The 25,597-nt window shown below is 38.7% G+C and carries 19 protein-coding genes; 12 read left to right on the forward strand and 7 right to left on the reverse strand.

Annotated features, from left to right (window positions below; genetic code table 11):
• Window positions 1-56 precede the first annotated feature (56 nt).
• Complete coding sequence (gene hns, locus INT04_RS14900; RefSeq protein WP_193016884.1) at window positions 57-461, reverse strand: histone-like nucleoid-structuring protein H-NS; 405 nt, start codon at window positions 459-461, stop codon at window positions 57-59.
• Between the two features lie 509 nt (window positions 462-970).
• On the opposite strand from hns, the gene INT04_RS14905 reads away from it, so the two are divergent.
• Window positions 971-1,567 carry a thymidine kinase gene (locus INT04_RS14905; protein WP_193016885.1) on the forward strand — a complete coding sequence of 199 codons (597 nt, stop codon included), beginning with the start codon at window positions 971-973 and terminating at the stop codon, window positions 1,565-1,567.
• A 1,156-nt stretch (window positions 1,568-2,723) separates the two neighbouring features.
• Here INT04_RS14905 and adhE read toward each other — a convergent pair.
• Entirely contained in the window at window positions 2,724-5,390 is a 2,667-nt protein-coding gene (gene adhE, locus INT04_RS14910) for a bifunctional acetaldehyde-CoA/alcohol dehydrogenase (protein WP_193016886.1), read from the reverse strand.
• A 514-nt stretch (window positions 5,391-5,904) separates the two neighbouring features.
• On the opposite strand from adhE, the gene INT04_RS14915 reads away from it, so the two are divergent.
• Window positions 5,905-6,549: a YchE family NAAT transporter gene (locus INT04_RS14915; protein WP_193016887.1), complete on the forward strand. Its 645-nt coding sequence runs from the start codon at window positions 5,905-5,907 to the stop codon at window positions 6,547-6,549.
• 82 nt (window positions 6,550-6,631) lie between these two features.
• Here INT04_RS14915 and INT04_RS14920 read toward each other — a convergent pair whose 3' ends face one another.
• The 5 genes from INT04_RS14920 to INT04_RS14940 form a co-directional block, all read right to left on the reverse strand.
• A complete protein-coding gene (locus INT04_RS14920) occupies window positions 6,632-7,354 on the reverse strand; it encodes an ABC transporter ATP-binding protein (RefSeq protein ID WP_193016916.1) in 723 nt (240 codons plus the stop codon).
• Window positions 7,341-8,177 carry an ABC transporter ATP-binding protein gene (locus INT04_RS14925; RefSeq protein WP_193016888.1) on the reverse strand — a complete coding sequence of 279 codons (837 nt, stop codon included), beginning with the start codon at window positions 8,175-8,177 and terminating at the stop codon, window positions 7,341-7,343. Before INT04_RS14925 ends, INT04_RS14920 begins: the two co-directional genes overlap by 14 nt.
• Window positions 8,170-9,000 (reverse strand): ABC transporter permease, encoded by an 831-nt coding sequence (locus tag INT04_RS14930; RefSeq protein ID WP_193016889.1) that lies wholly within the window; start codon window positions 8,998-9,000, stop codon window positions 8,170-8,172. Before INT04_RS14930 ends, INT04_RS14925 begins: the two co-directional genes overlap by 8 nt.
• Window positions 9,000-10,043 carry an ABC transporter permease gene (locus INT04_RS14935; protein ID WP_193016890.1) on the reverse strand — a complete coding sequence of 348 codons (1,044 nt, stop codon included), beginning with the start codon at window positions 10,041-10,043 and terminating at the stop codon, window positions 9,000-9,002. Before INT04_RS14935 ends, INT04_RS14930 begins: the two co-directional genes overlap by 1 nt.
• 76 nt (window positions 10,044-10,119) lie before the next feature.
• A complete protein-coding gene (locus INT04_RS14940; protein WP_193016891.1) occupies window positions 10,120-11,685 on the reverse strand; it encodes an ABC transporter substrate-binding protein in 1,566 nt (521 codons plus the stop codon).
• Between the two features lie 328 nt (window positions 11,686-12,013).
• Here INT04_RS14940 and nirB point away from each other — a divergent pair, with 328 nt between their 5' ends.
• The 10 genes from nirB to INT04_RS14990 all read left to right on the forward strand — a co-directional run bounded on the left by nirB (window position 12,014) and on the right by INT04_RS14990 (window position 25,521).
• Window positions 12,014-14,560, forward strand: coding sequence for a nitrite reductase large subunit NirB (nirB, locus tag INT04_RS14945; protein WP_193016892.1), 2,547 nt, complete (start codon window positions 12,014-12,016; stop codon window positions 14,558-14,560).
• Entirely contained in the window at window positions 14,557-14,889 is a 333-nt protein-coding gene (nirD, locus tag INT04_RS14950; RefSeq protein ID WP_193016893.1) for a nitrite reductase small subunit NirD, read from the forward strand. The genes nirB and nirD overlap by 4 nt, the downstream gene beginning before the upstream one ends.
• Window positions 14,890-14,916: 27 nt before the next feature.
• Window positions 14,917-16,308 (forward strand): siroheme synthase CysG, encoded by a 1,392-nt coding sequence (cysG, locus tag INT04_RS14955; RefSeq protein ID WP_193016894.1) that lies wholly within the window; start codon window positions 14,917-14,919, stop codon window positions 16,306-16,308.
• A gap of 642 nt (window positions 16,309-16,950) precedes the next feature.
• Entirely contained in the window at window positions 16,951-18,588 is a 1,638-nt protein-coding gene (locus INT04_RS14960) for an ABC transporter substrate-binding protein (RefSeq protein WP_193016895.1), read from the forward strand.
• A 271-nt stretch (window positions 18,589-18,859) separates the two neighbouring features.
• Entirely contained in the window at window positions 18,860-20,497 is a 1,638-nt protein-coding gene (gene oppA / locus INT04_RS14965; protein ID WP_193016896.1) for an oligopeptide ABC transporter substrate-binding protein OppA, read from the forward strand.
• 76 nt (window positions 20,498-20,573) lie between these two features.
• Entirely contained in the window at window positions 20,574-21,494 is a 921-nt protein-coding gene (gene oppB, locus INT04_RS14970; RefSeq protein ID WP_193016897.1) for an oligopeptide ABC transporter permease OppB, read from the forward strand.
• A gap of 18 nt (window positions 21,495-21,512) precedes the next feature.
• Entirely contained in the window at window positions 21,513-22,421 is a 909-nt protein-coding gene (gene oppC, locus INT04_RS14975) for an oligopeptide ABC transporter permease OppC (protein WP_193016898.1), read from the forward strand.
• Window positions 22,422-22,431: 10 nt separating this feature from the next.
• Window positions 22,432-23,418 carry an ABC transporter ATP-binding protein gene (locus INT04_RS14980; protein ID WP_193016899.1) on the forward strand — a complete coding sequence of 329 codons (987 nt, stop codon included), beginning with the start codon at window positions 22,432-22,434 and terminating at the stop codon, window positions 23,416-23,418.
• The gene (gene oppF, locus INT04_RS14985; RefSeq protein ID WP_193016900.1) at window positions 23,415-24,422 is read left to right on the forward strand and encodes a murein tripeptide/oligopeptide ABC transporter ATP binding protein OppF; all 1,008 of its coding nucleotides are present in this window, start codon (window positions 23,415-23,417) and stop codon (window positions 24,420-24,422) included. Before INT04_RS14980 ends, oppF begins: the two co-directional genes overlap by 4 nt.
• A gap of 199 nt (window positions 24,423-24,621) precedes the next feature.
• Window positions 24,622-25,521, forward strand: coding sequence for an endonuclease/exonuclease/phosphatase family protein (locus INT04_RS14990; RefSeq protein WP_193016901.1), 900 nt, complete (start codon window positions 24,622-24,624; stop codon window positions 25,519-25,521).
• The last annotated feature ends 76 nt before the right edge of the window (window positions 25,522-25,597 follow it).

Here is a 25,597-nt window from a genome sequence, read left to right on the forward strand (position 1 = left end):
AGAAAATACCCTTTTAATTATTTAAAAGGGTATTTTAAATAGAATATTGGCTTAAATTAGAGAAGGAAATCGTCTAGTGATTTGCCTTCTTCTTCAATAGCACGTTTGATTACAGCAGGTGTACGGCCTTGGCCTGTCCAAGTTTTAGTTTCACCATTTTCATCAACGTAAGAATATTTAGCTGGGCGAGCTGCACGTTTAGCACGGCCAGTTTTATTTACAGCACTTGCTTCAAGCAAATCTGTAGGATCAATACCCGCTTCTTCTAACATTTCACGGTATTTTTGTAATTTTTGAACACGTTCTTCTTCAGCTGCTTTTTCTAATGAGAATTCTTCACGACGCTCATTAACGACAACTTCGAGCTTCTCCAGCATTTCTTCTAAAGTTTCTAAAGAAGTTTCTCTTGCTTGTGCGCGGAGAGTACGGATGTTATTTAATATTTTTAAAGATTCGCTCATTTTCCTGGTCTCAAATAAATGTTGTTGGCTGATGTAATACTAATAATAGATTGCTATTTAAATTTCTGCAATACCTAAATACAAACCTTACGTAAAATTTCTTTTTTTTAAACTAATATCTCAACGAAAAAAATAATAAATGTTGAGGTATCTTTAGTCAATAAAGGAAATATGAGTAAGTAAATGCATCTTTTAAGTGATGATAGCGCTAATGTAAAAGAATAGAAAGCTTTGTTCATTTTTTTATAATAACGGACTTTTTTCTAAAAATGGATTAGGGCTAACTTTCATACTTTAATAAACGTATATCAAGGCGTGTTTTAATATGTTAAGTACTTATTAAAGCTATTTATTTTTTAAGCAAAAATTAGCACTCACAACGACTCTCATCTTTTGATGGTATATCTAGAATAGAAATAAAGGTAATAAATAGGGGTTATTGATAACTTGTAGATTGTTTATGTTAGACTGTCGCTCGTGAAAATAAACACTATTTAAGGAGAGAGCTGATGGCTCAGCTTTACTTTTATTATTCAGCCATGAATGCTGGAAAATCAACATCTTTATTGCAATCCTCTTATAACTATAATGAACGAGGAATGCGTACATTGATTTTTACTGCGGCTATTGATACACGCTTTGCAAAGGGACAAATTAGCTCAAGAATAGGCTTAAGTGCGGATGCATTACTCTTTAGTGATGATATGAATATTCGTGATGTCATTGTCACTGAGCATAACAAACAACCTATTCATTGTGTATTGATTGATGAATGCCAATTTTTAAGTAAGGCTCACGTTGAACAACTTTGTGAAATAACGGATATCTATGATATCCCTGTTCTGACTTATGGGTTGAGAACCGATTTTAGAGGTGAATTATTTACAGGTAGTGCTTATTTATTAGCATGGGCAGATAAACTGGTTGAGCTTAAAACAGTGTGTTACTGCGGTAGAAAGGCAAATAAAGTATTACGCTTAGATGATAAGGGAAATGTGCTTAGTGATGGTGCTCAAGTTGAAATTGGTGGAAATGAAAAATATGTTTCAGTTTGCCGTAAGCATTATACACAGGCAACGCTAAAAGGGAGTATCGAGCAAGAGTAACCCTTTTCTTTTCCCTCTTTGACTAATTTATAATGGTGAAAGAGGGGCGGAAATAAGAATTCAAATATCCTCTTATATATTTTTTAATACTAAAAAATGTTTATCTATTTTTTTAATTCGGCCAATTTATTGGCCTTTTTTATATCAAGTTACTGTTAGTTTGATTTTCTTATGTAAAGAAAGGTTATTTTTTTATGAGAAAAACTATTTCTTTCATAGAATTCATTATCATTAATCAAAAAAAACATAATCAAATATACGTAGAGTGTTTGTTTTGTGATGCTGATATTGTTTTTTACAAATGATAAGAAGGAAAAACATTTGATGTACTTATATTATTCATAGATTAATAAAATTGAATAAAAGATGTCATAAATGGCTAGCGATTTTATTTCTTCTCTCTATGACTAACATAATGAAACATTTATATCGAGTCTTATTGGTGCGGTTTATGTATTTACTTGAATTATTGCCTAATAAACAATGTACCGTATTCTCTATACTTTAATGTGATGGGGGAACACTCTTTTTATACTACAAAAGGAGTACTTTTTTAGCAAAGCGCACAAATAGCAACCTTTTATTGCATTATTAAACAAGTGGCTTAGTTTTGATAATATTTTATTGAAATTATGTTTGTTATAAAAAATATGCCATTAATGATGGCGATATAAAATATTATATATCAAGATACTTTGATTATTATTTAAGAATTTGAATTACCAATGCTATTCATTTCCTCTTGTTTTAACAAAAACAAAGCCTGTTTGTGAGCCTTAAGAAGGTAACCCTCGTTTAAAATCACATGTTCTCATATTCATTTTATGATGATAATAAGTGTGAAATGAAATAATTATACTAACCAATGAAAGAAGAGCAGAGTTGAGTAAGCTCTGTAATCTGTATTGGCGCATTTTTTATAGATAGGTAATGCAACAGGGTGGTTTAAAAAGAAAACCGCTTAGGATTTGACCTAGCGTAAAATATAGATGAATCAAGAAAGTCATTATTCTAATAATAGAAATAAAAACAGTAGAGCAGGGGAAAATATTGAGTATTTTTACTGAGGAAAGAAAAATAAACAGCAACCCAGTGCTTGAACTGGGTTGCTGCAATAATCAAAATGTGAGGACTAGACTAACACATAAAATTTTGATTATTTTTTACTGCTTTTTTTTGCTGGTTTTGATTCTTCTTTTACTTCAACAACAGGATGCTCATTAAATTCACGACCATAATATGTATCTAACAGCAGTTGTTTTAGTTCAGAAATCAGCGGATAACGTGGGTTAGCACCTGTACACTGATCATCAAATGCATCTTCAGATAACTTATCAATTTTTGCTAAGAAATCACTTTCTTGTACACCCGCTTCACGAATAGAAGATGGAATACCTAATGAAGATTTCATTTCTTCTAACCAAGCTAATAATTTTTCAATCTTAGCTGCAGTGCGATCGCCTGGCGCTGAAAGCTCTAAGTGGTCAGCAATTTCCGCATAGCGACGACGGGCTTGAGGGCGATCGTATTGGCTAAATGCAGTCTGTTTTGTTGGGTTGTCATTGGCGTTATAACGAATAACGTTTGAAATTAATAACGCATTGGCTAAACCATGAGGAATATGGAACTCAGAGCCTAATTTATGCGCCATTGAGTGACAAACACCTAAGAATGCGTTTGCAAAAGCGATACCTGCGATGGTTGCTGCATTATGTACACGCTCACGAGCAACTGGGTTTTTAGCCCCTTCGTGATAACTTGCTGGCAGGTATTCTTTCAGTAATTTCAACGCTTGCAGTGCTTGACCATCAGAATATTCGTTAGCTAATACAGAAACATAAGCTTCTAATGCGTGAGTAACAGCATCTAAACCACCAAATGCGCACAGAGATTTAGGCATGTTCATAACAAGATTGGCATCAACAATAGCCATATCTGGTGTTAATGCATAATCTGCTAATGGATATTTTTGGCCTGTTTCATCATCAGTCACAACAGCAAATGGGGTAACTTCAGAACCTGTACCTGATGTTGTGGTGATAGCAACCATTTGTGCTTTCACGCCCATTTTCGGGAATTTGTAAATACGTTTACGGATATCCATAAAGCGTAATGCTAATTCTTCAAAATGGGTTTCTGGATGTTCATACATAACCCACATGATTTTCGCTGCATCCATTGGAGAACCGCCCCCTAATGCGATAATCACATCAGGCTTAAAGCTGTTCATTTGTTCTGCACCTTTACGCACAACACTTAATGTCGGATCTGCTTCAACTTCAAAGAAAATTTCTGTTTCGACACCAAATTTTTTCAATACACGTGTGACTTCATCAACATAACCATTGTTGAATAAGAAACTGTCAGTCACGATAAAGGCACGTTTTTTACCATCACTGGCGATCTCTTCCAGTGCGATAGGTAAGCAACCACGACGGAAGTAAATAGATTTAGGAAGTTTATGCCACAACATATTCTCTGCTCTTTTCGCCACGGTTTTAGTGTTGATAAGGTGTTTTGGCCCTACGTTTTCTGAAATAGAGTTACCACCCCATGAGCCACAACCTAATGTTAGAGAAGGCGCGAGTTTAAAGTTGTATAGGTCACCAATACCCCCTTGAGAGGCTGGAGTATTGATTAAAATACGTGAAGTTTTCATTTTGTCGCCAAAATAGGCAACATGCTCAGGGCAGTTATCTTGGTCTGTGTATAAGCAAGAAGTGTGACCGATACCGCCCATTTCAACGAGTTTATCGGCTTTATGTACTGCATCTTCAAAAGTTTGAGCATGGTACATCGCTAATAATGGCGACAGTTTTTCGTGAGCAAAAGGTTCTGCTTCAGTGGTTTCTTTTACTTCACCAATTAAGATTTTGGTATTTTCTGGAACGCTGATGCCGGCCATTTCAGCAATTTTTGTTGCTGGTTGACCCACGATAGCAGCGTTTAAGTTACCGTCTTTTAAGATGATATCTTGAACCGCTTTTAAATCTTTACCCGTTAACATATAACCGCCGTGAGTTGAGAAACGCTCACGAACTTGTTTATAAATGCTGTCAACGACGATAACGGATTGTTCTGAAGCACAAATAACACCGTTATCGAAAGTTTTAGACATTAAAATGGAGGCAACAGCACGTTTGATATCCGCAGAATCATCAATAACAACGGGGGTATTACCCGCACCTACACCGATAGCCGGTTTACCTGAACTATAAGCGGCTTTAACCATACCCGGACCACCTGTCGCTAAGATCAGGTTGATATCTTCGTGGTGCATTAATGCATTAGATAGAGCAACGGATGGCTCATCAATCCAGCCAATAATGTCTTGGGGCGCGCCCGCCGCAATAGCTGCATTTAAAACAATTTCAGCGGCGCGATTTGTCGCTTCTTTTGCGCGCGGGTGTGGCGAGAAAATAATACCATTACGTGTTTTTAAGCTGATTAATGCTTTAAAAATCGCAGTAGAGGTTGGGTTTGTTGTCGGGACGATACCGCAAATGATACCAATAGGTTCAGCGATAGTCATTGTGCCGTAGGTCAGATCTTCAGATAAGATCCCGCAGGTTTTTTCGTCTTTATATGCATTATAGATGTACTCGGAAGCAAAGTGGTTTTTAATCACTTTATCTTCTACGATACCCATACCAGACTCTTTCACAGCCAATTTTGCAAGAGGAATACGGGCGTCAGCAGCAGCTAATGCAGCAGCACGGAAAATTGCATCAACTTGTTCTTGAGAGAAGTTAGCAAATTCACGTTGCGCTTTTTTTACACGAGCAACCAAATCATTGAGTTCAGTAACGTTAGTTACAGACATAAAGAGACTCCTGATAAAATGTTAAATTTTTTAAGCAAATTAGCCGTTTTAATCGCCACTAATAAGAATAGTCTAGATAGATAACAACGTACTTATTTCAGTAATAATAATTAGAAGCCCTAATTTGCTTAAAAAACTTAAAAAAAACAATAATAAACATAAATATATTTTCGAAAGAACTCTCTTTTTTCGAATGATAACAGCTTACCATCTTTCTAATTAATTAACGTGATATATATCACAAAATTGATAAGCTGACACCTTTCAGCAAGCCAGTTAATGAGAATGAGAATTATATGTAAAAAATGTCCAACGATTTTTTTGTCGTATCTTTTATTTCGATATAAAATTAAATCACTGGGTTTTTCTCGGTTTGCAAGAGAATATTTTAGGTAAAAACTTGTTAAGTAATAGAATTAACTGGTTTATTGATTTAAAGTAACGCGCATTTTTTAGAGTTATTCTATCTTTTAGAGAATAATTCGCATGTTTATTAGCCAAGAAGGGGCTTTTCATGGGGTCACTGCTGGATTTATCCGGTTATATTAAATTTTTTGTTGGTCTTTTTGCGATTGTAAACCCAATTGGCATTTTGCCCGTCTTTATTAGTATGACGAGTTACCAAACGGATGCAGGGCGCAATAAAACAAACTTAATTGCAAATGGCTCCGTTGCAATTATTTTAGTTTCTTCCTTGTTAATTGGGGATTCTGTCCTAAGTGTTTTTGGCATTTCTATCGACTCATTTCGTATCGCGGGGGGAATGCTGATAGTTACTATTGCGATGACCATGATAAATGGACGTTTAGGGGAAGATAAACAGAACAATCAAGAAAGAAATGAATCTGCGGTACGTAACAGTGTTGCCGTTGTACCTTTAGCATTACCTTTAATGGCAGGGCCCGGTGCAATTAGCTCTTGTATTGTGTGGAGTTCTCGTTGGGAAGGTTTTACAAATTTTTTAGGATTAGCAGCAACCAGTATGTTTTTTGCTTTCTGTTGTTGGTTACTGTTTCGTAGTGCAACATTATTAGTAAAATATCTAGGGCAAACGGGTATTAACGTAGTAACCCGTATAATGGGCTTATTATTAATGTCCTTAGGTATAGAATTTATTGTGACCGGCTTACGTTCTATTTTTCCGGGCTTATTAGTTTAAATAGCATCAACACAGTCGCATTTTTAAAAATCGCAGTATTTAATTAAGTACTGCGATTTTTTATGTTTACCACATCGTCGCTTTAATGTTCATCAAGACGATGTATCCCTTTTGATAAGGCCTCTCGATCATAGTGCTGAGTTAACTCACCATTTTCCATTAATGCTGCTCTATCAGACATATGTGCGATAACATCAGCGTCATGACTCACTAATAAATAAGTCATATTATGCTGTTTTTTCAATGCATTAAGCAGGTTTAAAATTTCGGCTTGTACTGACATATCTAATGCTGAAGTGGGTTCATCTAAGAGTAATAACTGAGGTCGTAATAAAAGCGCTCTTGCAATGGCAACACGTTGGCGTTGCCCTCCTGAAAGCTGATGAGGATAGCGACTTGTTACATCAGCAGGTAAACCGACTTGGGATAATGCTTGTTCAATGGTCTGTTTATCAAAAGAAATTTGATGAATTTTTAAAGGCTCAGAAAAAGCGCGTTCAATGCGATGTTGGGGGTGCAAAGAAGCATAGGGATCTTGAAATACCATCTGTATATTACGACGCAAGGCACCCTGAAAACGTTGCTGTGGTTTAATCGCTTGCCCTAAAAGTGACATATTACCTTGCCAATGAGGTAATAACCCAGCAATGACACGTAAAACGGTCGATTTACCACAACCTGAACGGCCTATTAAACTAAAGGTTTCACCTTGCTGAACATGCAAATTGACACCCTTTACGACATGTTTTGCTTGTTTACCTTGCTCAAATTTAACGTGTAAATCATGAATATCAATTAGCATGATGCAGTCCCTTAAAATTGAGCGTTCTATCTAATACAGGTAACCGGGTGCCATAAGTGCCAGCATTAGGTCTACATGTCCAAAGCGTGCGTGTATAAGGGTGTGACGCAGTTGGTAAATCTTTAGCATTAAGTTCATCAACTTGCTCACCTTGATACATCACCATAACGCGCTCGCAATATTCAGCAACAAGGGGTAAATCATGGCTAATCAGCAGTAAGCCCATATTACGTTGTTCACATTGTTTCGTGATTAAATCAAGGATTTGATGACGCAATTGAGCATCAAGGGCAGATGTCGGTTCATCGGCAATTAAAATGGTTGGGTTATTAATTAACGCAATAGCGATCATCACCCGTTGACCCATTCCACCTGATAATTCACCGGGATAGCGATAAATACTTTGTTCAGGTAAGCCAACAGATAACAGCGTTTCAATAATCAATTGGCGTCTATCTTGGCGCGAAAGTTTTTGATGTTGTTTTACGGTTTCTTCTACTTGTTGATAAATGGTTTTTACAGGATTTAATGCATAACGGGGATCTTGTAATACCATTGAAATCGTATTACCTCGGATGTTGTTCCATTGACGAGATGAAAAATCCAATAAATTATTTCCCTGCAAATTTAGTGTATCTGCACTGACTTTACCTGGTTGACGTACAAGTCCCATTAATGCACGAGCAGTCATAGACTTGCCTGAGCCTGATTCGCCGACAACCGCCAAACGTTCTTGTCCTAAAGTGAACGAGGCATTATTGACAACTCTTGCTTTTGGGAAATCGATACAGAGGTTATTTACCTCAATTAAGGGTGTTTTATTCATGGGTATCTCCCAATACATCGCGTAATCCATCACCTAATAAATTAAATGTCAGACTACTGATTAAAATTGCTGTACCCGGAATAGCGGCAACCCACCATTGATCAAAAATAACCGGCATACCTTCTGCGATCATTGCTCCCCATTCCGCCATTGGCGGACGAGCGCCTAACCCAAGAAAACCCAGACCTGCTGCTGCGAGAATAATCACCGCTAAATTCAGCGCTAAACGCACAATGGCGGAGGGTAAGCATAAAGGGAGAATATGTCCCCATAACAACCGAATACCTCTAATACCCATCATTTCAGCCGCCGAAAGATAATCGCTATTGCGTAAATGTTGAATTTCACTGCGAGACTGTCGTGCATAAGCAGGCCATGCGGTGAGCGCAAGGGCCAACGCGCCATTAAGCAGTCCAGGGCCTAACATTGCGACAAAGGCGAAGGCTAAAATAAGGGAAGGCATAGACATTACGACATCAGTGAACCGCATTAAAATTCGTTCAGTCCAACCGCCGTAATAGCCTGATAAAATCCCAATCAATAATCCCAGTGGTAGGGTAATCAGTGCCACCAGCCCAACTAAACCTAGCATTGGGCGTGTGCCATAAATAATGCGAGAAAGAATATCTCGCCCATAATTATCTGTGCCTAACCAGTGTTCAGCATTGGGTGCTAATAAACGTTGTGCAGCATGTTGCCAATTAGGATCATAAGGGGCTAACCAAGGTGCAAACAGGGCAATAACAAGCAGTAGCACGAGCAACGACAAACCAATAAATGCTGAAGGCGATCGCGCTATTTTTCTTAAAAATGAGGATGGCATTAGCGAAGCCTCGGATCAGTCAAACGAATAACGATATCGGTCATATTATTAATAAAGACAAAACACAGACCAATAATTAATGTTCCACCCATAATGGCTGTAGTATCACCCGCAAAAAGCGCAGTCGTGAGATATCGACCAATTCCTGGCCATGAGAATACGGTTTCTGTTAATACCGCACCTTCTAACATGCCTGTGTAGGAAAGGGCGATAATCGTCATGAGTACACCGCGAATATTGGGTAATACGTGATAAAACAGGATGCGTAACTCACCCAGCCCTTTTGCTCTCGCTAAGGTGACATATTCTTTATTCATCTCATTTAGGCAAGCTGAGCGTGTTAAGCGAGTGATCGCGGCAAGGGCAAAATAAGCGAGTAAAGAAACAGGTAAAATAAGGTGTGATAATGCATTTAAAAAGGCGTCTTTATCTCCTGCCAATAAAGTATCAATTAATACAAATCCCGTTACAGGATCAATCGTAAATTGATAAATATCGTCTAGACGTCCTGGGCCTGCGGTCCATTGCAATGTGGCATAGAAAATAAGCAGTAAAATTAAACCTAGCCAAAAGATAGGTACTGAGCTGCCCAAAAGCGTGAGAATTCTCAAAATAAAATCGAGAGGCGTGCCTACAAAGCGTGCGCACAACACACCGAATAAAATGCCTAAACTCGCTCCTATTAATAATGCGACAGTCGCTAATTCTAATGTGGCAGGAAAGGTTGCTAATAAGTCATCAAGAACAGGCTGACCCGTTGATGTTGCGGTTCCTAAATGCCCTTGTAACAGCGTTTCAACATAGTGAAAAAACTGCATGTAGAAAGGTAAATCTAATCCTAGCTCATGTTTTACTTGGTTATAGGTTTCGAGACTTGCATGATCGCCTACAATTTGTAAGACAGGATCAACGGGTGAAAATGCAGAAAGTGTAAAAGTAATGACAAGAAGCCCAAAAAGTGTCAGTACCAGTGTCAATATTCCTTGAGCAAAGGTGATTAACTGACCTTTTAGACGAAGAGATAACGTCATAGCAGTATTCATACAGCAATAGCCTAGTGAAATAGCAAAAAATAGACCATCCACCGTCATATAACGGTGGATGGCTTCAGGAAAAATATTACTTAGTTACTTTGTCATAGTAGACCATATCGGCATTTAAACCTTGGGCATAACCTTTTACGTTATCGCGCATGACGATTTGGTTTTTACCTTGGTCAATAAAGACGTAAGGTGAGCTACGTTGTAACTCTTTTTGCATTTCAGTATAGAGTGATTGACGTTTAGTTTTGTCTGCTTCATTTAATGCAGCCAATGTTTGCTGACTTAACTCAGGAATTTTCCAGCCATTTAGCCAAGCGACGGTGTTGGATTGTCCATCGTTATAAGCAAAAGCACTCGCATTTGAGTGGGCATCAAAATAATCCGGGATCCAAAAGCGAATTGCAGCTTGGTGCTGTTTAGCACGCACACGGCTATACACTTGGCTACCTGCCGCAGGTAATAAATCTACTTGTACACCGGCTTGTGCAAAACTGGCTTGAATAGATTGCGCTACAGTAATGTAAGGCACTTTATTTTCAACATCTAACGTAAAACGTGCATTGGTAATGCCAGCTTTAGCCAAAATCGCTTTGGCTTTTTCAGGATCAAACGTAAACGGATTATCTTCTAAAGCACCCGGTAAACCTACAGGTAAGAAGCTTTGATGAATAAAATACTGACCACGCATTAAATCTTCTGTAATACCTTTGTAGTCAATTAAATAGCGAGAAGCCTCCCAGAAGGCAGGATTATTAAGGGCTGGATTTCCACTGGCGGTATTAAACGCCATATAGACTTGTTCAGCAGATGGGATATTGAGAATTTTAATACCCGCTTTTCCGGCTAATGCAGCTGTTTGGTCTGTACCCAGTTCACGTGCAATATCTGCATCACCTTTTTCAATCAGTAAACGACGAGAGGCTGGGTCGGGTACATTTTTGATAATAATATTGGCTATTTTAGGTGCGCCAGTGGGGGAGAGTGGATTGGCTTCTAACACAATCGCTTGGCGGGGCTGATAGGTGCGCATTTTATATGCACCACTGCCTGCGGAGTTCATTCTTAGCCAGCTATTACCAAAATCATTATTTTTAATATGTGCAGAGACGAGTTTCTCATCAACAATAGAGGCAATAGGTGTTGAAAGGATATTAAGCACTACATCAGGGCTAACATCGGCTGTCCAACGCACTTCTAATGCGTTATCACTGACTTTTTTCAGTAATGAATCAATGTTATCTGTTTTCCACCCTAGTACATTTAAGATAAAGGCAGGGGATTTGTTCATGGTGATCGCACGCTGATAAGAAAAGATAATATCTTCAGGGCGAACCGCGTTACCCGATGCAAATTTTGCATCCGGTTTAATATTAAATACGATCGTTTTCTGTTCAGGGTTTGCTTGCCAACTTTCAACTAAAATAGGCTCATTAATTTCGGGATTATCACGATTAGGTTGAACAATTCGCTGATATAAACTAGGTACCGTTTGAATACTAGATAGCTCATTACTTTCAGCTGGGTCAAGACTGACAAGATCATCAAGGCCTTGTACCACAATTAATGTATTGGCAGGTGTTGCTGCAAATGCCGGTACTGAAAGGGCACCTACAACGAATAATGATAATAATTTTGCTTTCATGAGACGCTCCCTGAAACAGTGTCACTATAGTCGTTATGTTAATAACTTATTAGTTATTACTTTGTGAAATTAACTTAGGCAAAATGTGATCGAACCGCAAAGTTTTAATTACGCTTACATATAGCGCTTCGTTATAAGCAATCAAGATTAATTATGGTAGAAGAATAATTAATCGCCAGAACTTGAAGATGAAATACTCCTTTAGTAGTAATCCCCTGACTATTAAGGTGTAGTAGCTGAATTGATTAAGCTGTATTTGATGTTCATCAATAATCCTTATGAGTAGTTTCGTATTTTAGCCTTAGAAATCTTTAAAGTTGAGGCTAAAATGAGCAAGAAAACACTGGCAATCATCGGTAACGGTATGGTGGGACACCGTTATATCGAAGAACTGATTGATAAAGGGGGCAATGAAGAATTTAACATTGTCGTCTTTTGTGAAGAACCTCGCGTTGCATATGATAGAGTCCATCTCTCCTCTTATTTTTCCCATCACACCGCTGAAGAACTCTCTTTAGTTAAACACGGCTATTACGAAAAACACCAAGTAGATGTCTTAATGGGAGAGCGCGTTATCACCATTAATCGTGAAGAAAAAGTGGTGCATACCAATACAGGGCGTTGTGTTAGTTACGATAAGCTAGTTATGGCAACAGGCTCTTATCCATGGATACCTCCGATTAAAGGGAGTCATTCTCCAGATTGTTTTGTTTATCGAACCATCGAAGATTTAAATGCTATCGAATCTTGTGCTCGTATTAGTCGTAAAGGGGCGGTGATTGGTGGCGGCCTTTTAGGGTTAGAAGCCGCAGGTGCGCTAAAAAGTCTAGGTATTGAAACGCACGTTATCGAGTTTGCACCCACCTTAATGGCAGAACAGCTTGATACATTAGGTGGTGAGCAACTTAAGCGAAAAATAGAGCGCATGGGTGTGAAAGTGCATACCGCTAAAAATACACAAGAAATATTATCAACAGGGGAAAGTGCACGTAAAACGTTGCAATTTGCAGATGGCACTTCGCTTGACGTTGATTTTATTGTGTTCTCCACAGGTATTCGCCCGAAAGATAAATTGGCTCGCCAGTGTGATTTAGAGATTGCCCCAAGAGGCGGCATTGTGATCAATGATTTTTGCCAAACGACAGATCCTGATATTTATGCGATTGGCGAATGTGCATCTTGGCAAAATAAAACCTTTGGCTTAGTCGCGCCGGGTTACAAAATGGCGCAAGTTGCGGTTGATAATTTATTAGGCCATCACTCCGTATTCCAAGGTGCCGATTTAAGTGCAAAATTAAAACTTCTTGGTGTGGATGTTGGGGGGATTGGTGATGCTCATGGAGATCAAGCGGGGTGTCGTAGTTATATCTATCTGGATGAAGGCAAAGAAATTTACAAACGCCTGATTGTTAGTGAAGACAATAAATACCTATTAGGGGCGGTATTAGTCGGTGATACCGAAGATTATGGCAATCTTTTACAACTGTCTCTGAATACCATTGAATTACCCGAACATCCAGACACGTTAATTCTACCTGCACATGCAGGAAGTAAGCCTGCAATCGGTGTTGATTCATTACCTGAAACAGCACAAATTTGTTCTTGTTTTGATGTGACGAAAGGCGACATTATTCAAGCCATTGAACGCGGATGCCATACCGTCGCAGCACTTAAAGCTGAAACCAAGGCGGGGACGGGCTGTGGCGGTTGTATTCCACTGGTGACTCAAGTTTTAAATGCAGAGTTAGCTAAGCAAGGTATCGAAGTTAATCATCATCTTTGTGAGCATTTTCACTATTCTCGTCAAGAGCTTTATCACCTTATTCGTGTTGAAGGGCTGAAAAGCTTTGATGAACTGTTAAAAAAACATGGTCAAGGTTATGGCTGTGAAGTGTGTAAACCTACTGTGGGTTCATTACTTGCTTCATGTTGGAATGATTATATCTTGCGTGATGATTTGGTGTCTCTTCAAGATACCAATGATAATTTCCTTGCAAACATGCAAAAAGATGGCACTTATTCCATTATTCCTCGCTCTCCTGGGGGGGAAATTACGCCTGCGGGTATTATCGCTATTGGTCAAGTTGCACAAGAATACAATCTGTATACCAAGATTACGGGTTCACAACGTATGGCGATGTTTGGTGCGCATAAGCAAGATTTGCCTGCTATTTGGGAAAAGTTGATTGCGGCGGGTTTTGAAACAGGTCATGCCTACGCTAAAGCATTGCGTATGGTAAAAACGTGTGTGGGAAGCAGTTGGTGTCGTTTTGGTGTCGGTGACAGTGTGGGGTTAGGCGTTGCGTTAGAGCATCGTTATAAAGGAATAAGAACTCCCCATAAGATAAAATTTGGGGTGTCAGGCTGTACGCGTGAATGTTCTGAAGCTCAAGGGAAAGATGTCGGTATTATTGCCACAGATAAAGGTTGGAATCTCTATTTTGGGGGAAATGGTGGAATGAAACCCCGTCATGGTGATTTATTTGCTTCAGATATAGATGAAGAAACATTAGTACATTATATCGACCGTTTTATGATGTTCTATATTCGTACCGCAGACAAACTGCAACGAACTTCCGTCTGGTTAGACAACGTAGAGGGGGGCGTTGAATATTTACGTGAAGTCATTATTAACGATAAATTAGGCTTGAATGCACAATTGGAAAAAGAGCTCAATGCCTTACAAGAACGTGTTGCTTGTGAATGGAAAGAAACGGTTGATTCTCCAAAAGCATTAAAACGTTTTGCCCACTTTATTAATAACCCAATGCCTGATCCCACAGTGCAAACGGTAAAAGAACGATTTCAACATCGGCCCGCTCGTTTACATGAACGCATTGATATCAAACTGGTAACAGAGGAGATGCCATCATGAGCCAATGGATAGTAGTTTGCCAATTAGATGACATTACACCCGGAACAGGCGTTTGTGCGCTGGTGGCTCAAGATCATGTAGCGATATTTCGTCCTTACTGTGATGCACGGTTATATGCGTTAAGCAATATCGATCCCTTTGCACATTCAAGTGTTTTATCACGAGGATTAATTGCTGAACATGAAAATGAGTTGTATATCGTCAGCCCACTGAAAAAACAGCATTTTCGGTTAACAGATGGTTATTGCCTTGAAGATGCAGATCACTCCATTGCACATTTTGATGTCAAAGTGGAAGGCAATACCGTCAGCGTACGTGCTCGCGATTAGCCTAAATGAGTAAACAGGGGAGTGAATATGGATTATTTTCCAATATTTTGTCAGCTCAAAGATAAACCTTGTTTATTAGTGGGTGGTGGTGAAATTGCTGAGCGTAAAGCCAGATTGTTGATGGAGGCAGGTGCCAATATTTCTGTTGTTGCACCTTCGTTTACAGGGCAGTTTATGCAATGGCACACGGAGCAAAAACTCAACTGCATAACAGGGCTATTTACGGCTGATTATCTATCTGGTAAATGGCTTGTTATTGCAGCGACAGATAATGAGCAAGTGAACCAACAAGTTTTTCAGACGGCAACAGAAAAACAGATTTTTTGTAATGTCGTTGATTCACCAGAGCAAGCCAGTTTTATTATGCCTTCGGTCATTGATCGTTCCCCTATTATGGTCGCTATCTCATCGGGGGGAAAAGCACCCGTGCTTGCGCGTATTTTACGAGAAAAATTTGAGCAATTATTACCTAACTCTCTTGGCTCTTTAGCGCAGTTAGCAGGAAAGTTAAGAGAGCAAGTAAAACGCCATTTTTCTTCGATGAGCGCCAGACGCTACTTTTGGGAACAATTTTTTGCAGATAAGTCACTGCAAGTTGAAATTGAAGCGCAAAGAGAAAACGGTATTCAACAACGCATCTGTGAGTTGTTATCAGAAAATATGCAACCTCAAGGCAGTGTCGTTTTAGTTGGTGCAGGGCCAGGTGATGCAGGATTAATGACAATTAAAGGTTTACAGCAATGTCAGCAAGCTGATGTAGTGGTTTACGATAGATTAGTCTCTGATGATGTAATGGCATTAGTGCGTAGGGATGCACAACGCATTTATGTGGGTAAACAGGCCGGTTTTCACTGTGTTCCTCAGGATGAGATTAATCAAATATTGATCAAAGAGGCCAGAGCAGGAAAGCGTGTTGTGAGATTAAAAGGAGGCGATCCCTTTATATTTGGTCGAGGCAGTGAAGAGTTAGAAGCCTTAATTGAGCATCACATTCCGTTTTCAGTGATCCCCGGTATTACGGCGGCGTCAGGTTGTACAACGTATGCGGGAATTCCGTTAACGCATCGAGATTATGCGCAAAGTGTTCGTTTTATCACTGGGCATGGTAAAGGCTTAAACGAAGCTCAGTGGCAATGTATTGCACAAGAAAATCAAACATTAGTCTTTTATATGGGATTGAATAAAGCAGGCTATATTCAGCAAATGTTACTTAACCAAACCATGCGTTCTACTATGCCGGTTGCCATTATCGAAAAAGGAACTTTAGCCACACAAAAGGTGATTGTGGGCCAATTACATCAACTGGCGGATATGGCTGAAACGATGGAAAGCCCTGCACTGATTGTTGTGGGGGAGGTTGTGGGCTTGAATGAGAAACTACAATGGTTTCAATCCAAATCGGCTAACTCGCTGAAATAATTTGACGTTATTATTTTAAAATGAAAAACCGCTTTAATATTCGATATGTATATTAAAGCGGTTTTTAATCTAACGTATAGAAATATAAATAGAAATTTATTTAATTTTACTTCAATTAAACATTTATATTAAAATTTAAAAATAAATAATAAAAGTGAGGGTTTAATAATCTACTGTTATTTTTAGGTAGGAATTATTATTTAGTCTAAAGGTGAATTTATCGCTATTTGTAAGTAATTTCAAATGGAAATTCTTAACTTACAAACCATCATAAAGTTCTGCAAGTCTGCCAAATTTCCTCCCAATTATATTAATTTTGTGAGCTACGTAGGTTTTCTATCTATAAAACTTGCATGATGTTAATTAAATGTTTATTTGTTGTTTTGCCTCTTATGATATTTGTTTTTTATTTTTATAAGATAGAACGCTTGAGGGCTAAATAAAGTTAAGTGATAAGAATACCGCATAAATTGACAAAATTTACGATAAGTGTAAAAAAGAAGTGTGTTGTTATCATTTTTATCTCGTCTATATCTTAAAAACGTTAGAGAATGACAAATATTGCAATCAAAATTTAACAACGATCTATATCGTTAATTAAGCGACCCCGTTATAAATTATTGTTTATTAGGAGAGGTATTCATGAAAAATAAAGTTGTGTTAACAATGGTATTTCCGGTCAGTATTATGTCACTTGTTTTAACCTCCTTTTTTTCTCATGCGGTGACTCTTCCTGAAGGCACCATTTTGGCAAAACAACAACATATTGTGATCAATAATGGCACTGAGGTTTCGTCTCTTGATCCGCATAAAGTGGAAGGTGCACCTGAAAGCAATATTATTTTAAATTTATTAGAGGGCCTGACTTATGTTGGGCCTCATGGTGAAAGTATTCCGGGTGTTGCTCAACGCTGGGAAACAGATGACAACAAGGTGTGGATATTTTATTTGCGAGAAGATGCCAAGTGGAGTGATGGCACACCCGTTACTGCGGAAGATTTTGTCTATAGCTGGCGTCGTTTAGTTGATCCCCAAACAGGTTCACCTTATGCCAGTTATCTTGAATATGCATATGTTGAAAATGTTGCAGATATTCTTAATGGTAAAAAACCCCCTGAAACATTAGGTGTGAAGGCCATCGATGCACATACCTTACAAGTGAATTTAACCCAGCCAATTCCTTATTTACTCGATATGGTCAGCCACACTCCCTTAAAACCCGTTAAAAAAGAGACGGTCGAAAAATACGGTGTAAATTGGACGCGTCCTGAAAACTTTGTGGGTAATGGTGCTTATATTATTGATAATTGGGTTGTGAATGAAAAGGTGACGTTAAAACGTAATCCGCTTTATTGGGATAATCAAAATACCGTTATTGAACAAGCCACATTTTTACCAATAAGTTCAGAAACCAGTGATATCAATCGTTATCGTAGTGGTGAAATAGATATTACCAATAGTGCGATCCCCCCAGTTCTTTATAAAAAAATGAAACAAGAGCAGCCAGAAAATTTACACGTAACACCTTATTTATGTACTTTTTATTATGAATTAAATAATAAAAAAGCCCCTTTTGATGATGCGCGCGTTCGGGAAGCGGTGAAATTAAGTCTTGATAGACAAGTTATCGCTGAAAAAATAATGGGACAAGGGCAAATTCCTGCTTATTCTTTTACGCCATCTTTTATTGGTAATGGCCATTTTAAAGCCCCTAAATGGGCAAATTGGACACAACAACAGCGTAATGAAAGGGCACGTGAATTATTAAAAGAGGCGGGATTTGATGGACAAAATCCTCTGACCTTTACCTTGCTCTACAACACATCTGATCAAAACAAACAGCAAGCCATCGCTGCCGCATCCATGTGGAAAAAAAGCATTGGTGCAAATGTCACATTGCAAAATCAAGAATGGAAAACGGCACTAGAGAGTCGTAATCAAGGTAATTACCAAGTCGCAAGAGCAACATGGTGTGCGGATTACAATGAACCGACCTCATTTTTAAACTCATTTCTTTCCACAAGCAGCCTAAATACCATTTTTTATGAAAATAAAGCTTATGATGACACATTAAATAATGCACTGCTTGCACTCGATAGTGGCGCTCGACATCAACTCTATCAACGCGCAGAAGCCTTGCTAGACAAGGATTCTGCAATAATCCCCGTTTATTATCGCGTCAGTGTTAGATTAGTTAGTCCAAAAGTAGGTGGCTTTACAGGTAAAGACCCCTTTGATTATACGGACTTAAAGCGCTATTTTATAAAGGCAGATAACTAAAACTGGTAAGTTATGGGTATTCTATAGCAATATCTGATTTTAATTATCGAAAAGCAGTTTTAATAAAGTACAGCCAAAAAGTACTACACAAAAATATTACGGCACAAAAAAATTATAATGTTATTAGACAATTCAGTACTGATAACAAATAAGCAAGATTGATTTATTTTTTGTAAAAACAATAAGTTGTGCAAAACGTTCTAAAAGCACAGCGTAGCATCACAGAACGGTTGTTAAACAACCTGCTCACTAACTGGGAGTATTTTATAAAATGAGAAGTTTAACTAAAAAGAGTGCGTTGACGATTGCCATTGGCGCCATTTTGGGATTATCCGCGTTAGCGGCTAATGCGGCTGTTGTTCCTGATGGGGTAAAGTTAGCCGAGAAACAAGTGCTTGTTCGTAATAACGGCTCAGAGCCACAATCACTTGATCCTCATAAAATTGAGGGTGTTCCAGAGTCTGCACTCGCACGTGATCTTTTTGAAGGTGTGACGATTGTTGGTCCTGATGGTGAAATTTTACCGGGTTCAGCTATCAGTTGGGAAAATAAAGATTTTACTGTTTGGACGTTCAAAATTCGTGACGGCGCTAAATGGTCAAACGGTGAACCTGTTACCGCGCAAGATTTCGTTTATAGTTGGCAACGTCTAGCGGATCCTAATACGGCATCTCCTTATGAAAGCTATCTGCAATATGCCCATATCGTGAATATTGACGATATTATTGCGGGTAAGAAAAAAGCCACAGAATTAGGTGTTAAGGCATTAGATAACAATACATTAGAAGTGACTTTATCTGAGGCAGTGCCTTATTTACCAAAATTATTAGCGCACTCCTCCATGTCGCCAGTTAACCAAAAAGTCATTGAAAAATTTGGTGAAAAATGGACACAACCTGCTAACTTCGTCGGCAACGGCGCTTATAATTTAAAAGACTGGACAGTCAACGAACGTATTGTTTTAGAACGTAGCCCAACGTATTGGGATAATAAAAGTACCGTTATTGATAAAGTGACATTCTTACCTATTTCATCTGAAGTCACTGACGTAAACCGCTATCGTGCGGGTGAAATCGACATGACTTATAGCAATTTACCAATCGAACTTTTCCAAAAATTGAAAAAAGAGATCCCTGATGAATTGCGTATAAGTCCGTATTTATGTACTTATTATTATGAAATTAATAATGAGAAAGCGCCGTTTAATGATCCTCGTGTTCGTGAAGCGCTTAAACTGTCAATGGACAGAGATATCATCACTTATAAAGTGAAAAACCAAGGTGATATTCCTGCTTATGGTTTTACCCCGCCATTTACTGACGGCATTAAAGAGAACAAACCAGAATGGTTTGCGACTTGGACGCAAGAACAACGTAATGAAAAAGCACGCCAATTATTAGAAGAGGCGGGCTATAACAAAGCCAATCCACTGAAATTTAAGTTGCTGTACAATACATCCGACTTACATAAAAAAGTGGCGATCGCTGCCTCTTCAATTTGGAAGAAAAACTTAGGTGCTGATGTGTCTCTTGAAAACCAAGAGTGGAAAACCTTCTTAGATACTCGTCACCAAGGTACTTATGATGTTGCACGTGCCGGTTGGTGTGCAGATTATAATGAACCGTCTTCCTTCCTGAACATGATGCTGTCTTACAGCAGTAATAACACTGTTCACTATAAAAACACAGAATTTGACGCATTGATCAAAGAATCTTTACGTGTGAAATCTGATGACGAACGTGCCGCCATTTATCAAAAAGCAGAAGGCGTATTAGATAAAGATTCGGCCATTGTTCCACTTTACTATTATGTAAACACCCGTTTAGTGAAACCTTATGTGGGTGGTTATTCAGGTAAAGATCCATTAGATAATTTACATACTAAAGACTTGTACATTATTGCTAAGTAATCGGGCGAGACCTTGTCTGAAGGCAAGGTCTTTTTTATCGTCACGCCTGAATAGGTTTGTGTTATAGGAACGGGCAATGCTCAAATTTATTTTTCGTCGCTTTTTAGAAGCGATACCGACTTTATTTATTCTAATAACAATTTCGTTTTTTATGATGCGCTTAGCACCCGGTAGTCCTTTTACAGGTGAAAGGAAACTTCCGCCTGAGGTGATGGCAAATATTGAAGCGAAATATCACTTAAACGATCCCATTTATAAACAATATTTCGATTATTTAATTCAATTATCGAAAGGGGATTTGGGGCCTTCTTTTAAATATAAAGACTACAGTGTAAACACCTTAGTCGGTAAAGCATTCCCTGTTTCAGCTAAATTAGGGTTATCGGCATTTATTTTTGCTGTCATTTTAGGTGTGGGGGCAGGCGTCATTGCGGCACTGAATCAAAACACCAAATGGGATTATACCGTCATGACATTTGCCATGACGGGGGTGGTAATACCGAGCTTTGTTGTTGCACCTTTATTGGTCTTAGTGTTTGCGATTACCTTAAGGTGGCTTCCTGCAGGGGGATGGAATGGGGGAGCGGTGCAATATATGTTGTTGCCAATGATTGCATTATCACTTTCTTATATTGCCAGTATCTCGCGTATTACCCGTAGTTCAATGATTGAGGTTTTACACTCAAACTTTATCAGAACGGCAAAAGCGAAAGGCTTGCCGATGAAAAGAATTGTACTACGACATGCTTTAAAACCTGCGTTGCTACCTGTTATCTCTTATATGGGGCCTGCTTTCGTTGGGATTATCACGGGCTCAATGGTGATTGAAACCATCTTCGGACTACCGGGTATCGGACAACTCTTTGTTAATGGTGCTTTAAACCGTGACTACTCATTGGTGTTAAGTTTAACCATTATTGTGGGGGCATTAACCATTTTCTTTAATGCGATTGTCGATATTTTATATGCGGTTATTGATCCGAAAATTCGTTATTAATAAACACTGGAGCGCGTTATGTTATCACTGAAGGAAAACAGCGAAGCTCTGGGGAATTTCTCGGAGCAGCTAGATATTGAAGGCCGTAGTTTATGGCAAGATGCTCGCCGTCGTTTTATGCACAATAAAGCGGCGATCACGAGTCTCGTTTTACTTTTCTTTATTTTATTGTTTGTCATTTTTGCCCCAATGTTATCGCCATTTGTGTATGACGATACAGACTGGGATATGATGTCAATGGCACCCCATTTTGATTCACACCACTTCTTTGGTACTGACTCATCAGGTCGTGACTTATTAGTGCGTGTTGCGATTGGTGGGCGAATTTCATTAATGGTGGGTATTGCGGCTGCCTTTGTTGCGGTAATTGTGGGAACACTTTATGGCGCAATGGCGGGGTATATTGGTGGGCGCGTTGACTCAATAATGATGCGTTTACTGGAAATCTTAAACTCATTCCCATTTATGTTCTTTGTTATCTTACTGGTGACATTTTTTGGTCAAAACATCTTACTGATTTTTGTTGCGATCGGTATGGTCTCTTGGTTGGATATGGCACGTATTGTAAGGGGACAAACCTTAAGTTTAAAACGTAAAGAGTTTATTGAAGCGGCATTAGTGTGTGGTGTTTCATCGCGTAATATTGTGTTAAGACATATCGTTCCTAATGTATTAGGTGTCGTTGTGGTTTATGCCTCTTTATTAGTGCCTAGTATGATTTTATTTGAATCTTTCTTAAGTTTCCTAGGATTAGGAACGCAAGAACCGCTAAGTAGTTGGGGCGCTCTATTAAGTGATGGTGCGAACTCAATGGAAGTTTCTCCTTGGTTGATACTTTTCCCGGCTGCATTTTTAGTTATCACACTGTTTTGTTTTAACTTTATTGGTGATGGCTTACGTGATGCATTAGATCCGAAAGATCGTTAAGGAGAACAAAATGACAAATACAACAACCAAGTCGTTATTAAGTGTTAAAGATCTCAGCGTGACTTTCGGTACTGCAGATGGTGATGTGACCGCGGTTAATAAGCTGAATTTTGAATTATCAGCAGGTGAAACCTTAGGGATTGTGGGTGAATCGGGTTCGGGTAAATCACAAACGGCATTCGCGTTAATGGGATTATTGGCTAAAAATGGTCGTACAGCGGGTAGTGCAAATTTTAATGGTCGTGAGATCTTAAATCTTCGTCAGAGCGAATTAAACAAAATGCGTGCTGAAGAAATATCAATGATATTTCAAGATCCAATGACATCATTAAATCCGTATATGAAAGTTGGACCACAGCTAATCGAAGTCCTTATGTTGCATAAAGGCATGAGTAAAAACGATGCTTACGCAGAATCTGTGCGTATGTTAGATGCGGTTAAAATGCCCGAAGCCCATAAACGAATGAGTATGTACCCTCATGAGTTTTCAGGCGGCATGCGCCAACGTGTCATGATTGCAATGGCATTACTGTGTAAACCCAAGCTTTTAATTGCCGATGAACCGACAACAGCGCTTGATGTTACTGTCCAAGCACAAATCATGACTTTGCTAAATGAACTCAAAAATGATTTAAATACCGCAATTATTATGATCACTCATGATTTAGGTGTCGTTGCGGGTATCTGCGATAAAGTATTGGTGATGTATGCAGGGCGAACCATGGAATATGGTAGTGCTCGTGATATTTTCTATCATCCCTCACATCCTTACTCTATCGGATTGCTTCAAGCGGTTCCGCGCTTAGATGGTGAAGATGAACGTTTAGCAACAATTCCGGGTAATCCACCCAATCTACTGCGTTTACCTAAAGGTTGCCCATTCCAACCACGTTGTCAGTATGCAACCGCACAATGCTTGGCGAGTGAGCCTGAGTTAACGCAATTTGCACAAGGGCGATTACGTGCCTGTTTTAAAGCGGTGGAGGAATTGGTATGACGCAAGCCACATTACAAGATAGAAAAGTTATTCTTGAAGTGAATGACTTAAAGGTTTATTTCGATGTTCAAGATAATAAACAGTGGTTTTGGAAAGCGAAAAAAAGCCTGAAAGCTGTCGATGGTGTCACTCTGCGCCTATATGAAGGTGAAACACTGGGCGTTGTTGGTGAATCAGGTTGTGGTAAATCGACGTTTGCGCGTGCCATTATTGGTTTAGTCAAAGCTTCCGGTGGTACCGTCACTTGGTTAGGTAATGATTTGCTAGGAATGGGAAATAAACAATGGCGAGATATTCGCCAAGATATTCAGATGATTTTCCAAGATCCGCTGGCATCCTTAAACCCAAGAATGACGATTGGCGATATTATTGCTGAACCATTAAAAACGTATCAACCTAAAATGAAACAGGCGCAAGTGGTTGAAAAAGTGAAAGCAATGATGATGCGAGTCGGATTATTGCCAAACTTAATCAACCGTTACCCGCACGAATTCTCAGGTGGACAATGTCAACGTATCGGTATTGCGCGCGCGTTAATTCTAGAGCCTAAATTAGTGATTTGTGATGAACCCGTTTCAGCATTAGACGTATCAATTCAGGCTCAAGTCGTCAACTTGCTGAAAGATATTCAAAAAGAGATGGGATTATCTTTGATCTTTATTGCGCATGATCTGGCAGTGGTAAAACATATTTCAGATCGTGTGTTGGTAATGTATTTAGGACATGCAGTGGAATTAGGGACTTATGATGAAGTTTATCACCATCCATTACACCCTTATACTAAAGCACTAATGTCAGCAGTGCCGATCCCTGATCCCGATAAAGAGCGTAACAAGCATATTGATTTATTAGAGGGGGAATTACCTTCTCCGATTAATCCACCATCAGGCTGTATATTCCGTACACGTTGTCCGATGGCTGATGAAGAATGTGCAAAAACACGTCCTTTATTAGAAGGAAGCTTCCGCCACGCAGTCTCTTGTTTAAAAGTGGATCCACTTTAAGACTTCATTTATTTAAATTGAGTGACTAATGCCTGATATTTATCAGGCATTTTTTATGGGTAAAAGATAAAAATTTAATAATAGGCTCATTTTTTGCAACTCGAAATAACTTTGTGGATTGTATCACTGTGTCATATTTCCAGTGTGGTAGTTTATTGTTGACCGTTCATTGGCATTCTGTTTATTTTTTGGGGAAATTATGAAAAAAAGTGCAATATCTATCCTAGTTAGCACCGGTGTATTACTGTCATCAATGGCAGTAGCGAATACCACAGGTTCGGAAATCCTTGCTGTACAGTCAGGCGGTACACCCAATAAGGTGTATCAAAATAATAAACCGACACTGAAAGTAGCTACTTATAATATTGGTAAAAATGAAGTTTCAGCGGATGTCACCAATTTTGACAAGCTCAACCAAGCAATCAAAAATATCGATGCCGATGTTATTGTTGTCACGGAAGTTGATAATAAAACAGCACGTAGTAAAAATATTAACCAGCTGGAAGAATTAGCTAAAGCCAATAATATGCAGTTTGCTTTTGGCAAAGCGCTCGATTTTGATGGTGGGCAATATGGTGTTGGCATTTTATCAAAATATAAAATTGATAAATCACAGGTCGTTAATCTGCCTTCAGGTAATGCAGAACAACGTATTGTTTTATTATCGCAAATGACTAAACCAGGGTTTGATTCACCGATTATTATTATGGGAACACATCTTGATTGGCAAAAAGATCCCACTATTCGTATCGGTCAAGTTAGACATATTTTAGATGCTGCAATTGGTGATACAGAAACAGGTTTCGATAATATTTCAACATCAATAAAAATATTGGCGGGTGATTTTAACTCCACCGCCAATGAACAACCAATCCAAGAAATTAATTATTTTTGGAACCCTGTTGAAAAGCCAAATAGCGATAAACGTACATGGCCAGCCATTAATCCAGCTATAGATATCGACCATATCTTTACCTTTAAAGGACAAGTTTGGGATATCAAAGATATGACAATCCCACAAGATTCAGCATCTTTTAAATGGTCAGACGCCAGTGATCATCTTCCTGTTATTGCTGAACTAGAGTTACAAGAACAGTAATAAATAACGATAAATAAAAACGCCCTTGATAGTATTTTCAAGGGCGTTATTTCATCAAGCAATAAAATAAGCAACT

The organism is Proteus sp. FME41, assembly GCF_014897315.1.
Taxonomy (GTDB): Bacteria; Pseudomonadota; Gammaproteobacteria; order Enterobacterales; family Enterobacteriaceae; genus Proteus.